The 14,320-nt window shown below is 44.2% G+C and carries 10 protein-coding genes and 1 pseudogene; 7 read left to right on the top strand and 4 right to left on the bottom strand.

What is annotated here, in order from left to right; all coding sequences use genetic code 11:
- Together FTV48_RS12585 and FTV48_RS12580 are read left to right on the top strand one after the other, a co-directional pair.
- Nucleotides 1-414 (top strand): annotated as a pseudogene (locus tag FTV48_RS12585) (ABC transporter ATP-binding protein); the annotation flags it as partial.
- A gap of 343 nt (nucleotides 415-757) precedes the next feature.
- Nucleotides 758-1,921: a zinc-dependent alcohol dehydrogenase gene (locus tag FTV48_RS12580; RefSeq protein WP_005173519.1), complete on the top strand. Its 1,164-nt coding sequence runs from the start codon at nucleotides 758-760 to the stop codon at nucleotides 1,919-1,921.
- 1,172 nt (nucleotides 1,922-3,093) lie between these two features.
- Here the strand turns inward: FTV48_RS12580 and gyrB are convergent.
- The 4 genes from gyrB to dnaA all read right to left on the bottom strand — a co-directional run bounded on the left by gyrB (nucleotide 3,094) and on the right by dnaA (nucleotide 9,366).
- On the bottom strand, nucleotides 3,094-5,565 hold the full coding sequence (gyrB, locus tag FTV48_RS12575) for a DNA topoisomerase (ATP-hydrolyzing) subunit B (protein ID WP_100329864.1): 2,472 nt from the start codon (nucleotides 5,563-5,565) through the stop codon (nucleotides 3,094-3,096).
- 56 nt (nucleotides 5,566-5,621) lie between these two features.
- Nucleotides 5,622-6,704, bottom strand: a complete 1,083-nt coding sequence (gene recF, locus FTV48_RS12570) for a DNA replication/repair protein RecF (RefSeq protein ID WP_180000551.1) — start codon at nucleotides 6,702-6,704, stop codon at nucleotides 5,622-5,624.
- A gap of 28 nt (nucleotides 6,705-6,732) precedes the next feature.
- Nucleotides 6,733-7,881, bottom strand: coding sequence for a DNA polymerase III subunit beta (dnaN, locus tag FTV48_RS12565; RefSeq protein WP_074383791.1), 1,149 nt, complete (start codon nucleotides 7,879-7,881; stop codon nucleotides 6,733-6,735).
- 108 nt (nucleotides 7,882-7,989) lie between these two features.
- Complete coding sequence (gene dnaA, locus FTV48_RS12560) at nucleotides 7,990-9,366, bottom strand: chromosomal replication initiator protein DnaA (RefSeq protein ID WP_074383792.1); 1,377 nt, start codon at nucleotides 9,364-9,366, stop codon at nucleotides 7,990-7,992.
- A 661-nt stretch (nucleotides 9,367-10,027) separates the two neighbouring features.
- Between dnaA and rpmH the strand changes: the two genes are divergently transcribed.
- The 5 genes from rpmH to mnmE all read left to right on the top strand — a co-directional run bounded on the left by rpmH (nucleotide 10,028) and on the right by mnmE (nucleotide 14,133).
- Complete coding sequence (rpmH, locus tag FTV48_RS12555) at nucleotides 10,028-10,162, top strand: 50S ribosomal protein L34 (protein WP_000831329.1); 135 nt, start codon at nucleotides 10,028-10,030, stop codon at nucleotides 10,160-10,162.
- 29 nt (nucleotides 10,163-10,191) lie between these two features.
- A complete protein-coding gene (gene rnpA, locus FTV48_RS12550) occupies nucleotides 10,192-10,584 on the top strand; it encodes a ribonuclease P protein component (RefSeq protein ID WP_005173501.1) in 393 nt (130 codons plus the stop codon).
- A gap of 9 nt (nucleotides 10,585-10,593) precedes the next feature.
- The gene (gene yidD / locus FTV48_RS12545; RefSeq protein ID WP_005173498.1) at nucleotides 10,594-10,914 is read left to right on the top strand and encodes a membrane protein insertion efficiency factor YidD; all 321 of its coding nucleotides are present in this window, start codon (nucleotides 10,594-10,596) and stop codon (nucleotides 10,912-10,914) included.
- Nucleotides 10,915-10,919: 5 nt separating this feature from the next.
- Nucleotides 10,920-12,683, top strand: a complete 1,764-nt coding sequence (yidC, locus tag FTV48_RS12540) for a membrane protein insertase YidC (protein ID WP_005173495.1) — start codon at nucleotides 10,920-10,922, stop codon at nucleotides 12,681-12,683.
- Nucleotides 12,684-12,774: 91 nt separating this feature from the next.
- Complete coding sequence (gene mnmE, locus FTV48_RS12535) at nucleotides 12,775-14,133, top strand: tRNA uridine-5-carboxymethylaminomethyl(34) synthesis GTPase MnmE (RefSeq protein ID WP_180000549.1); 1,359 nt, start codon at nucleotides 12,775-12,777, stop codon at nucleotides 14,131-14,133.
- The last annotated feature ends 187 nt before the right edge of the window (nucleotides 14,134-14,320 follow it).

Here is a 14,320-nt window from a genome sequence, read left to right as displayed (position 1 = left end):
GAATTTGACGGTGATCTGACCGCTTATGCCGACTGGTTACGTCAGGCCCGCATTGAGATGATCAAAAACGGGCAGAAGCCAGCCGAGCCGGTGAAATCTCAGGTCGAAGTCAAAGCAACCATTTCCAAACTGGACAAAGAAGCACAGCGTAAGGAAGCGGCACGCCAGCGGGAACTGAGCCGCCCGATTCGTAAAAATATCGAAAAATGCGAAGCACAGATTGCAAAGGTTACGCCGCGTCTGGCTGAAATTGAAACTTTACTGGGTGACAGTGCTTTATATGAAGCCTCACGTAAAAATGATTTGCTCAAACTGATGAATGAGCAAACCGAGCTGAAAGCCAAACTGGAAACAGCCGAGGAACAGATGCTGGAACTGATGATGGAACTGGAAAGTCTGGAGCAGTCCTTCTAACGCTATTTCAACACCCCCCATTATCTGAGAGATGAGTAACAAGCGTTATTCATCTCTTTTTTTTATTAAAACCACCCATGTTTAATATTTTCCTCCTGCTTTTCATCTTCGGGTAGTTCCTCGCTATTCTTGAGTGCTGCATCTCTTCTTCAAAACTCGACACATTTTGTCGTGAATTACGCAAGTGCCATATAAGTTTATTTTTTAAACAGTGGAGTGGCTTTTTTCATACATTAATTTACAGCGTCAGCTTGCATCCTAAGGCTCTAATACAAGTGTTTTTTAATTTTTGGCAGCCTTGATTCGAGTCTGTTTAATGTTGAACTAGAGAGAGGAAATCCGCATGCGTGCTCTTACTTATCACGGTACTCGCGATGTACGAGTTGAATCTGTTCCTGATCCAGTCATTCAGGAAGCAGATGATGTCATTCTCAGAGTAACGGCTACTGCTATCTGTGGCTCAGACCTGCATCTTTATCGTGGGAAAATTCCCGCAACCGAACAGGGTGATATTTTCGGTCATGAATTTATGGGGGTGGTCGAAGAAGTCGGTCCTGAAGTCACTTCAGTAAAAAAAGGCGATCGGGTGATTATTCCCTTTGTGATTGCATGTGGCCACTGTTTTTTCTGTGAACACGAGCTGATGGCTGCCTGTGAAAATACCAATAGCGGACGTGGTGCAATTATCAATAAAAAACAGATTCCACCAGGTGCCGCCCTGTTTGGTTATAGCCATCTGTATGGCGGTGTGCCAGGCGGTCAGGCCGAATATGTGCGGATTCCCAAAGGCAATGTCGGACCGTTTAAGGTTCCCGGTTCCCTGCCTGATGAAAAAGTATTGTTTCTGACCGATATTTTACCCACAGCCTGGCAAGCTGTGACCAATGCCCAGATTGGCCGAGGTTCCAGTGTCGCCATTTATGGAGCTGGGCCGGTCGGTCTGCTGGCTGCGGCCTGCGCACGCATGCTTGGTGCTGAACAGATCTTTATGGTCGATCACCATCCTTATCGCTTGCGTTTTGCTCATCAAACTTATGGGGCGATTCCGGTCAATTTTGATGACGTGGATGCAGCCGAATTCATCATTCAAAATACGGCAGGTTATCGTGGTGTCGATGCGGTGATTGATGCGGTGGGTTTTGAGGCCAAAGGGAGTATGCTGGAAACGGTAATGACCAATCTAAAACTGGAAGGTTCGAGTGGTTCTGCGCTAAGACAATGTATTGCGGCGGTGCGCCGTGGCGGTGTGGTCAGTGTGCCGGGGGTTTATGCCGGTCCAATTCACGGTTTCCTGTTTGGTGATGCCTTCGATAAAGGCCTGACCTTTAAAATGGGACAAACCCATGTGCACAAGTTCCTGCCACAATTACTGGAACATATTGAAAATGGTGATCTTTCGCCAGACCTGATTATTACCCATCGCATGAAACTGGAAGATGCTGCTGAAGGTTATCGCATTTTCGATAAACGTGAAGAAGACTGCCGCAAGATTATCCTGACACCATAAAAATTTAAGCAATAAGAAAGCGCCGTCAGGCGCTTTTTTTGTTTTTTACCGCATTTGATGAATTGTATTTTTTCTATTTTCAATTCACAAAACTTTGATGTCCTTTTCTGTTTTTTCTAAACATCATGCATAGCATGATTGTCAAAATGAGATTTAGCACTCAGCCAGAAAATACAAACCTCAAGAAGGAATAAAAACAATAACACGATGATTTTAAATTAAAAAAATGAAAATTCACTTGATTGTTAAATTAATTATGTAGTTTAACTACACCCTCTATTTTTCAATCAAAATATGTTTCACGCTCATTATTAAATAAAACTACAATAGATATATAAGTAATTAATTTTAAAAGTATTTATAGTTTTCAATAAAAATAGCTGCTCAAGCATGCTGACGAGTAGCTATTGATTTTGCAGGGTTGTATAACAGAGGAAATATAACTCTAAATAGCACTTTAAATTCAAAACGCCATTTTAAATTCAAAAGCACTTGTCCACAAGCCAAATATTTTAAATTTAAAACCAGAAATTAACTAGAGAGGGAGTTGGTTTGTGGATAAATACAATCTTATTCACATAACTAATTAGGGATAACTTTGTAGTTATCCACATACTTGATCATATTTAGAGCAGACCTTAAAATAATCCTATTCACATATTATTTGAGATACGGCAGGATATTTTAATAAGCCATTCAAATAATAGAATTTAAAAAAACCAGCTTTATCATTTTGTATTTATTATTTTCCAGCTCTATCGCTCTCCACTCTTCAATTCGGCCTTCGCTACGGGTATTTTTCATACACCAACTTTGGCTTCAATGGCTTCTACACGCTATTTTGCAGCACATGTACAATTGATCCTAGTATCGATAGTTATCCTTTAAACCCTGCTAAAATCTTCATATTTATAGTGGCACAATTACTTCCCCACCATGATAAATTGCATTCATCCAGATCTCATACTTGTCTTTATATTGCTTACTTATGGATAAGTTTTTAGGTCGATTAGCCACCGCTTAATTCGACTTTTTTTGCAGCTAAAATCAGCTGATCATTTGGCAGAAAAGCACGCTCTAGGTTGGAATTCCTCCAAAACAATTCAGATGATATTCGCATAAATTTTGCATCAAAAAAGCGCCTCGAAAGGCGCTTTTTAAAATCATCTTAATCAGGTATCAATGTCTGCATTCAAGGCATTTTCTTCAATGAAGGCACGACGTGGTTCCACATCATCGCCCATCAGACAAGAGAACATGCGGTCTGCTTCAATCGCATCGGTGACTGTCACTTGCAGCATGTTACGGTTATCCGGATCCATGGTGGTTTCCCACAACTGTTCCGCATTCATCTCACCCAGACCTTTATAACGCTGGATCATCATGCCGCGACGCGAGTCAGACAGAATATGCTGCCAAACCTGATGAAAATTGTTCACGTTAATCTTACGATCACCTTTTTGCAAATAAGCACCCTCTTCAAGCAGGCTGAACCAGCTCTTCGAATTCTTTAATAAACGTGCATATTCACTTGAACCTAAAAGCACAGAGTCTAATAGATAACTATGTGGCAGGTTATGCACATAGATGGTGATTCTTGGTAACCAGCTTTGAGTTTTCTGACCATCTGCCAGTTCTTTCTCAAAAGATTCCAGCGTTAATTCTGGACGTAGCGTCGGCTGAATGGCTTCAATCGCTGCACGCAGATTTTCACCCCAAGTTTCGACATAACTTTTATCTTCAAGCTGATCGAGTTTAAAGGCGTCCAGCGACAGCAAAGCATCGAGCAAGCTCGCCGGATAACGCTGGGTTAAACGGGCCAAGCTCTTCTGTGAGGTTTGATAATCGGCAATCACCCTTGCCAGTGCTTCACCACGAATCGCAGGTGCTTCAGCACTGATATGCAGTTCTAGCTCGTCAATGGCATTGGAAATCAGGTAAGTTTCCAGTGCATCGTTATCTTTGATGTACTGTTCCTGCTTGCCTTTTTTCAGCTTGTAGAGTGGTGGCTGGGCGATATAGATATGACCACGCTCGACCAGTTCCGGCATCTGACGGAAGAAGAAGGTCAACAGCAGCGTACGAATGTGCGAACCATCGACGTCAGCATCGGTCATGATAATGATTTTATGATAGCGCAGTTTGTCCGGGTTATATTCTTCACGACCAATACCACAGCCAAGTGCAGTAATCAGTGTGCCGACTTCCGCAGAGGAAATCATCCGGTCGAAACGCGCACGCTCTACGTTCAGAATCTTACCTTTCAGCGGTAAAATCGCCTGCATTTTACGGTTACGGCCTTGCTTCGCAGATCCACCGGCAGAATCACCCTCGACCAGATACAATTCAGACAAGGCTGGATCTTTTTCCTGACAATCGGCCAGCTTACCTGGAAGACCGGCAATATCCAGTGCGCTCTTGCGACGAGTCATTTCACGGGCTTTACGCGCTGCATCACGGGCACGTGCGGCATCAATAATTTTGCCGGCAATCGATTTCGCTGCTTGTGGATTTTCTAAAAGATATTCAGAAAATGCCTTGTTCATGGCCTGCTCAACCGCAGTTTTCACTTCACTCGACACCAGTTTTTCTTTGGTCTGCGAAGAGAATTTCGGATCAGGCACTTTCACCGAGACGATCGCGGTTAAACCTTCACGCGCATCATCACCCGAGACTGCAACTTTTTCCTTTTTCAGGATATTTTCGCTGTCCATGTAGTTATTTAAACCACGGGTCAGTGCAGCACGGAAACCAGCCAAATGTGTACCACCATCCTTTTGCGGGATGTTATTGGTAAAGCAGCGTACGTTTTCCTGATAAGAATCATTCCACTGTAATGCCACTTCTACCGTAATGCCGGTGTCGAGCTGTGCAGTAGTGAAATGGAAAATATCGTTCAGATGCGTTTTGCCTTCGTTAATGTATTTAACGAACTCAGATAAACCACCTTCATAGTCATAGATATTTTCAAGGTTGACGCGCTCATCGCGAAGTACAATGCGTACACCTGCGTTCAGAAACGATAGTTCACGCAAACGACGCGCCAGAATATCGACATTGAATATGGTTTGGCTAAAAGTTTCAGCACTTGGGTAAAAACGTACAGTGGTACCTGACGTTTCGGTTGTCCCTGTTTCACGTAATTTATAAACAGGATCACCATGACGGTATTCCTGTTCATAGGTTTTACCTGCACGACTGATGTTCAACAGTAGTTTTTCAGAGAGTGCGTTGACCACAGACACACCTACGCCATGCAGACCGCCTGAGACCTTGTAACTGTTGTCATCAAACTTACCGCCGGCATGCAGAATGGTCAAAATCACCTCTGCCGCAGACACGCCTTCTTCAGGGTGAATATCGGTTGGAATACCACGACCGTTGTCAGAAACTGAAACCGATTCATCTTCATGAATAGTCACTATAATTTCATCACAGTGGCCTGCCAAGGCTTCATCAATCGAGTTATCGACTACTTCGAACACCATGTGGTGCAAGCCTGTGCCATCGTCTGTGTCACCAATGTACATGCCCGGACGCTTACGTACTGCGTCTAAACCACGTAATACCTTGATGCTAGAGGAATCATAAGCCTTTTCAATGGTTTGTTCTGTTTGAGAAGCAGCTTGATCTTCTGAACTCATGGTTTCTCCCTAGTGAAAAATAGGTCTATCCCAAGATGGGTAAAACTAAAAAAATACTATTGCACAACAACCTGAACTGTACCGTTTTCAACATTGAATAACTGATATGAGATAGACAAATCATGTAAGTGCTTTTGTACTGATTCATGGTCTAAGGTGGTAATAAAAACTTGACTACCAAGTTGGCTCAATCGCTCAATTAAACGTTGTTGTGCGGTTAAATCTAATTCTGCTGTCACATCATCTAATAATACCACAGTTTCCTTATTACAAGAATGCAGCATTGCGATTTGCGACAGTTTTAACGCCATCATCAACAGCTTTTTTTGCCCGCGTGACAGGATCACATCGGCATCCCCCAGAGGGGTTTTCAGACGCAAATCTGCGCGATGTGGACCGTATTCTGTATAACGTCTTTCCAGATCTTTTGCATGCTGATTGGTCAGATCATTCAGCAGGCCGGTTTCACTATGAAAACCCGGACTGTATTCCAGACTGATCTGCAGATCAGGCAATAGCTGCTGCAGATCATCTTCAAAAAAGGACTTCCACTGTTCCACGATACCCGCACGCTGCGAATGCAGAAGTTCACCATACTCACTCAGCATCTGGTTCCAAGGCTCCAGATCGGACAGACTCAAGAAACGTTTGCTTTTGAGCAAACTATTGCGCTGCTTCAAGGCACGCGAATAATATTGCCAGGCATGATAAAATTCAGGTTCCACGTGGAACATTAACCAGTCTAAAAGTTGACGTCGTGGCTTGGCACCATGATCAATAATATCGGTGCTTTGTGGGTCAATCAGCTGCAAAGGCAATAGCTTGGCGAGTTGGCCCTGCGTTGCCACCAGATCACCATTGACCTTGATCAGCTGTTCCCCGCTGGCCATTTTTTGCATGCCGATTTTTTCGGTCGCGGACTGTGCAAACACAATCGCGTCTTGTGCGCCATGCTGAATATAATTTTTCGGGATATGGGTACGGAAAGAACGACCGGCAGCCAGTAAATGAATCGCTTCTAAAATCGAGGTTTTACCTGAACCATTTTGGCCATAAAAAACATTAAACGGCTGCAATCCGTGGAGAGCAACCGTCTTTAAATTCCGTACACGCTCAATATGTAAACGCGTAATATGCATGTCTTATACGAGTATCAATAGCCGTGACTTAAACACGCATCGGCATGACGACATAAGTTTGATCGGTATGTGCCGGGTCTTGTACTAACACAGACTGATTGGCTTCAGTCATGGTCATGGAGACATCATCACCATCCAGCACACCCAGCACCTCAATCAAATACTGCGCATTAAACGACATCTCCAGCGGTGAGTCGGCATATTGAATGGCTAAGTCTTCAATCGCCTCATCCTGTTCCGGGTTATTGGCGCGAAGTTGCAGGGAATCGGCATTAAAATTCAGGAACACGCCACGGAGTTTTTCATTACTGAGAATCGCGACACGCTGCAAAGACTGCTTGAACACATCATGCGCAATCATTACGATTTTGTCACCACCACGTGGAATCACACGACGATAATCCGGGAATTTACCATCAATCAGTTTGGTGGTGAAACGCACGGTAATATCGGCCTGTTCCTTGTCACGGCTTGGCATATTGATGGTCACATTCAGCAGTTCACGACCAATCAGCAAAGATAACTGCTCATCTTCAACACTGAGCAGACGCTGTAATTCCGCAACGGCTTTACGTGGCACAATCGCTTGAATCGGCTGGGTCGCAGTAGATTGAGCCGCAGTTTCACAAAGCGCCAGACGGTGGCCATCGGTGGTCACAGCACGCAGCTGATTGGCATCAATTTCCAGCAAAGTACCGGTCAGGTAAAAACGCACATCCTGCACCGCCATCGCAAAGGCAGTTTTCTCGAATAAACGCTTCAGCTCACGCTGGGTAACAGTTACTTGCGTACCTTGGGTGTTTTCAGTATTCAGTAATGGATAATCATCAGCAGGCAAGGTACCCAGCACAAAACGGCTGTTACCTGATTTGAGAATGCAGCGCTGATCTTCAGTAATATGCAAATCCACCAATGCCGCTGAAGGAAGTGACTTACAGATATCAATCAGCTTACGCGCCGGAACTGTGGTTTCCCCGGCCTGCAAACATGCACCTTCAGCCAGTGTTGTACTGGCCACCAGTTCAACCTCAAGGTCGGAACCGGTCACGGTTAATGCCTGTGCAGTCACCTGAATTTTCAGGTTAGATAAAATATTTAAGGTATGGCGACGTTCAACCGCTCCTACGACATGTGAGAGAACATTCAGTAAGCTTTCTTTCGCGATTTTTAAACGCACGGTGCATTCCTCTAAAGCTGAAGATTAATATAGAAAAAGTGAATTTTTAACGGTTTACTATGCGGCAAAAGCAGCCGCATAGCAAGAATAGAATTTGAGCGATTTAGGTCAACTTTGCAACAGACGTTGCAGGTTTTTATAGTCTTCGTTAAAGATTGGATCTTCCTCACGTAGGCTCTGCACTTTCTCGCAGGCATGCATCACGGTACTGTGATCACGACCACCAAAAGCCATGCCAATTTCTGGAAAACTGTCGCCGGTCAGTTCACGTGCCAGACCCATCGCCAGCTGACGTGGACGGGCATAAATTCGGGTGCGTTTCGGTCCGACAATCTCTTTTAAGGGAATACGGAAATATTCACTGACCACACGCTGAATATTTTCAGTACTGATGGTGCGGGCACGAATCGCCAACACATCTTTTAAGGATTCACGCACCACATCCAGATCAATCGGTGTGCCTTTAAAACGTGAAATTGCCACCACTTTGTTTAGCGCACCTTCTAGTTCACGCACGTTGGCCACCACCTGCTGCGCAATAAACAGGGCACAGTTACGCGGTAAATCCACCTGATTGCTTTCGGCTTTTCTTAATAAAATTTCAATCCGGGTTTCAATATCCGGTGGTTCAACCCCGACCGACAAGCCCCAGGAAAACCGTGAAACTAAACGTGGATCCAGTTCAGTCAGTTCTTTTGGATAGCGGTCTGAGGTCAGAATAATCTGCTTAGATTCATCTAAAAGTGCGTTAAAGGTGTAGAAAAATTCTACCAGGCTGGCTTCTTTACCGGCCAGTAAATGGATGTCATCGACCAGTAACAAATCCAGAGAACGGCAATTTTTCTTAAATTCTTCCACTTTGCCTTGCTGCAAAGAACTAACAAAATCTTGTACAAAGCTTTCCGCGGTCATGTACATCACCCGTGCATTCGGCTTGGCCTGCAACAGTGCATTGCCCACAGCCTGCATCAAGTGAGTTTTACCCAGACCGGTCGGCCCATATAAAAATAAGGGATTATGCTGTGAAGCACCGAGTTGGGTCAGTACCTTGCGACAGGTTTCTGCTGCCATCTGGTTAGAACGGCCTTCGACAAACAGCGAGAAAGTAAATAACGGATTGAGCTGACGTCTACGGCTATTTTTAACCGTATCTTCTTTTTCTTTTTTCGGTTTTTGTACCGGCATTGGGGTTGAAGTCAACGCCGCGGTGGTGGTCGCTGGCTGTTCACTGGCCGATAAAATCGCACCAGGACGTGAATCGACCAAAATTTCGACCTTGCGTACCCGTCCTTCAGACAGCTGTTCGGCCAGAATCGTAATCAGTTCCAGATGATGCTCTTGAATGTAACGCGTCCAGTAAGGATTAGGTGCATACAAACGCAAGCTATCTTCCAGCTCTTCTGCAACCAATGGGCGAATCCACATTGTAAAGACATTTCCAGAGAGCTCTTGTCGCAGGCGATTTAAGCAGTCCGTCCAAAGCATGTGAATCCCCTATTCATTCCATTGTTCATTCAAAAAAGATGACCGCGACCAAAAGCGGGTCGCCATTCTAACCAAGTTATCCACATCTGTCATGATCATTTCCACAGAAACTGTGCAAAAAGCCATCATCGTGCATAAATTTAAATTTAAAACCCGGTGTGGATAAGTTTATCCGCAAGCTGTGGATAAAATATAGCACAAAGTTATCCACAAAGTATAAAATTATTAGAAACAGTTTTATCCACAACATAAATATATGTTTAATTAAATAAAAAGTGGCTTATCCATAGAAAAAGTGCTCCCTAATAGTAATAAACTTAAATTTATAAATTTGAATTTATTTATAAGCTTTGAGTTTTCTGTGGATAAATCGAAAGATTACGAATTTAAATTCAAAAACAGAATCTTGCTTTTCAACACTGGATAGATTGTGGATAACTTTGTTGATAGAGTTGTTTATAAGTTATATATCTATGTATAACAATAATTTAATCTGTGGTTAAGTATAATTTAGTCATTTCACCAACAGTTTTTTTGAAAACTCGTATAAAAATCTTTTTTAAGCTTATTTGAAAAGAAAAGTGCTTTTGCATTGACAGCTCAAGCAATGAGCACTAAAATCGCGGACCTTCATAGAAAGATCATTTTTTGGAGTTTCAATATGAAACGTACATTCCAACCATCTGAATTAAAGCGTAAGCGTGTTCATGGTTTCCGTGCTCGTATGGCTACTAAAGCTGGTCGTCAAGTATTAGCTCGCCGTCGTGCAAAAGGTCGTCATAGCTTAACTGTTTAATCAGTTACGCTAAGACGATTTTGGGTGTTATGACAAAACTTTATAGTTTTGGTACAGAGTTGCGATTACGCTGTGCCGCCGATTATAAAGGTGTGTTTGATGGTGCGCTTTTTAAAGTGCATCAGCCCCATTTCTTATTTCTTGCAAAACATTCCGAACTGCCAAATAGCCGTTTGGGTTTAGTTGTTGCTAAGAAGAAAGTGCGCCGAGCACACGAACGAAATAGAGTAAAACGACTTGCTCGCGAAAGTTTTCGCCTGCATCAACAGCAATTAGATGACTTAGACATTGTAATCATGCCAAAAATGGGTGTGGAAGCAGTGCCTAATGCAGAATTGCATCAGCAATTACAATTTGCTTGGCAAAAACTGAACCGTCTTGCCAAAAAGCATACAAAAATAGCCCCCTCCCCACAAAAGTAGAGTAGGCCAATGGTACGTTTACTACATTGGTTGATACGTTTCTATCAGATTGCGATCAGTCCTTTATTGGGGCCGCGCTGTCGTTATATTCCAACTTGTTCTCAATATTCCTTGGAAGCAGTCCAGATACATGGGGCTGGACGTGGAGTGTGGCTGGCTACTAAGCGTATTTGCCGTTGTCATCCGTGGGGGGGCTCGGGATATGATCCTGTTCCCTCTAAAGCGATTCGTTTTATTTCATTTCAGCAAATAGATTCTCAAACGCTTCACGTTGCTGTACCCTTTCGTGATCGTTTATTGAACCAAAATCACTCTCACCACTTGGGGTAATACATATGCAACAATGGGCCAGGATTGCAATTCTCGGAGCCATGTTTGTTGTCGCATATTTGCTCATTTTGGCGTGGCAAAAAGATTATGGAAATGCTGAAACCAAACCGCAGCCAGAAACTGCTGTTGTTTCGCATGACGTATCTGCAGATTTGCCAAATGCTCAGACGGCTACAGTTGCCTCTGATCTGCCACAAGCGAATATGCCAGCGCAGCAAGCCACGGATGCCACAGCACCTGTAAGTCAGCAGCTTATTTCAGTACAAACTGACCTTTATCATCTTTGGATCAATCCGAAAGGTGGTGATATTGTTCGTGTTGAATTACTCAATCATGACAAAAACAAGGACAGCGATGAACCGTTCGTGATGCTGGAAAGCGATGCGAAACGTACTTATGTCGCTCAGTCTGGTCTGATCGGTCTGAATGGACCGGACAGCAGCCGTAACGGCCGTCCGACGTATGAGCTGGAAAAAACCGCTTATACCTTGGCAGACGCGAAAGCAACCAAATCTAAAGAGGGTGAAAACCTTAAAGTCTTGTCTGTACCGTTGGTATTTAAAACCGCCGATGGTGTCGAGATTATCAAAACCTTCAATTTCACTGAAGGTGAATATCCGGTTGTTGTGAACCACAAAGTGGTGAACCGCAGTGCTCAGACCTGGCAAGGTCAGATGTTTGGCCAGATCAAACGTGATAATTCAGAAGATCCGGGTAAATCAGACCAGGGTATTTTCACGCTAGGGACTTTCCTGGGCGGTGCCTGGGGTACGCCAGACGAGCAGTACAACAAGCTTAAATTTGACAACTTTGTTGAAGAAAAAGTCAGTACTGAAGCGACAGGTGGCTGGGTTGCCATGGTACAGCACTACTTTGTCAGTGCTTGGGTACCTGGTAATCTGAAGTTGACTCAGGGTAATGGTGAAGCGTATAGCGCCAAGCTTGAATCACGTAAATCAACCGATAACATGAACATTATTGGTTTTACTTCTCCAACCTTTAATGTGCCTGCAGGTACTGTGGCCGAGATTGATGCGACCTTCTATTCAGGTCCAAAAATCCAGTCAGAATTGAAGGATTTGGCCACAGGTTTAAACCAAACAGTCGATTATGGCTGGTTATGGCCAATTGCGAAACTCTTGTTCGTGGGTCTGGAATTCTTCCATGGTTTAGTGGGTAACTGGGGCTGGGCAATTATTCTATTGACCATTCTGGTGAAACTGATTCTGTGGCCATTGTCGTCGAAGAGCTACCGCTCAATGGCGAAAATGCGTGTGATTGCTCCAGAAATGCAGCGTATGAAAGAAGAGTTTGGTGAAGACCGTATGCGCTTCTCTCAGGAAATGATGGCACTGTATAAACGTGAACAGGTCAATCCGCTTGCGGGCTGTTTACCGCTGTTATTACAAATGCCAATCTTCCTGGCTTTGTACTGGGTATTGATGGAATCGGTTGAACTGCGTCATGCGCCATGGATGCTCTGGATTCAGGATTTATCCTCAATGGATCCATGGTTTATCTTGCCATTGTTAATGGGTCTGACGATGTATATTCAACAGTCCTTAAATCCACAACCCACTGATCCAATGCAAGCCAAAGTCTTCAAGATTATGCCGGTGATTTTTACCGTATTCTTGCTGTTCTTCCCTGCGGGCTTGGTTCTATACTGGATTGTGAACAACTTGATCACCATCCTGCAACAAGGCTTGATTAACAAGTCTGTTGCTAAAGAACGTGCCAAACGTGATGAAGCAACGCCAGTCAACTAAGTTGTAATGACGGGCTGAATAAATCCGCTTAAGATGATACTCTTAGGCGGATTTTTTTTGGCTGAACTTTTGGATTTTTTAGGTGAATTTTATGCTCAACCGAACCACGACTATTGCTGCGATTGCAACGCCACCAGGACGTGGCGGCGTTGGGGTGATTCGCCTATCGGGTCCAAAATCCTATGAAATTGCCGAAGCACTCACAAAACAACCCCTTGCCGGTGCACGCTATGCTGCCTTTCGTAAGTTTTACGATACCGCTGGTGAAATTATGGATGAAGGCCTAGCCATTTACTTCCCGAATCCGCATTCTTTTACCGGTGAGGATGTAGTGGAGTTACAAGGTCATGGCGGTCCGGTGATTCAAAATGCCTTGCTTGCACGTTTGCTGGAACTGGGTGCGATTGCTGCCAAAGCCGGTGAGTTTTCTATGCGTGCTTTTGAAAATGGCAAGATGGACTTGGTACAGGCTGAAGCCATTGCTGACCTGATTGATGCCACCTCACAAGCAGCTGCGCGTTCTGCGGTTCGTTCCCTGCAAGGTGCATTTTCAACCAAAGTCAATACGGTGCTTGAGCAGCTGGTGCATTTACGTTTGCATGTGGAAGCCGCAATTGATTTTCCAGAAGAGGAAATTGACTTTCTGGCTGATGGCAAGATTCTGAATCTGCTCGATGGTGTGGCGACTGCGGTCACGCAAGTTCAGCAATCAGCACGTCAAGGTCAGTTATTGCGTGAAGGTTTGCAAGTGGTGATTGCCGGTAAACCGAATGCCGGTAAATCTTCATTACTGAATGCGCTGGCCGGGATTGAACGTGCGATTGTGACGGATATTGCGGGTACTACGCGTGATGTGCTGCATGAAAAAATCACCTTAAATGGCTTGCCAATTACCCTGACGGATACCGCAGGCTTGCGTGAGACCGGGGATATTGTCGAAAAAGAAGGGATTCGCCGCGCAATCAAGGAAATCGAACAGGCCGATTTGTTACTGCTGGTCTATGACCTAAGTCAAGGTGAAGATCCGCTGCAACTGGCCCAAGAATATTTTGCTGAACATATTGATGCAAAACGTCTGATGCTGATTGGGAATAAGTGTGATCTGACTGGTGCTGAAGCTGCAATTGCTGATTTGAATGGTTTTCGGCATATCGCAGTCTCTGCCAAGCAGGAAACTGGTGTGCAAGCGCTCATAGAGGCGATTACAGCGCATGCAGGCTTCCAGCCTGAAGAAGATACCTTTATTGCGCGTACCCGTCATTTAGACGCAATGAAGCGCACTCAACTCTATTTGGCTGAAGCACGTGAACAATTGGTGGTGTACAACGCCGGTGAACTGGTGGCGGAGTCCTTACGTCTAGCCCAGAATGCACTAGGGGAAATTACCGGTGACTTTAGTGCCGATGATCTGCTTGGAAAAATTTTCGGTTCGTTTTGTATTGGAAAGTAAGCAAAAAATTATGCATAAATAGCCCTCATCAGAGGAATGCCAGTCAGTTAAGAAATTGACTAGGGCGTGTCCTCATTTGAAAAATTGGTTTTAAATACTTAAAATCCTCCTTTAAGCTCTTTTGATTTCTATATTTTTTCAATGGCACGTACTCTTCTCACCGATGATATCTGGCAGCAAATTCAAG

Origin of the sequence: Acinetobacter sp. YH18001, from assembly GCF_013416975.1 — a bacterium.
Classification (GTDB): Bacteria; Pseudomonadota; Gammaproteobacteria; order Pseudomonadales; family Moraxellaceae; genus Acinetobacter; species Acinetobacter pseudolwoffii.
The sequence above is the reverse complement of the archived record's forward strand: the minus strand, read 5'-3'. Positions and strand labels throughout refer to the sequence as shown.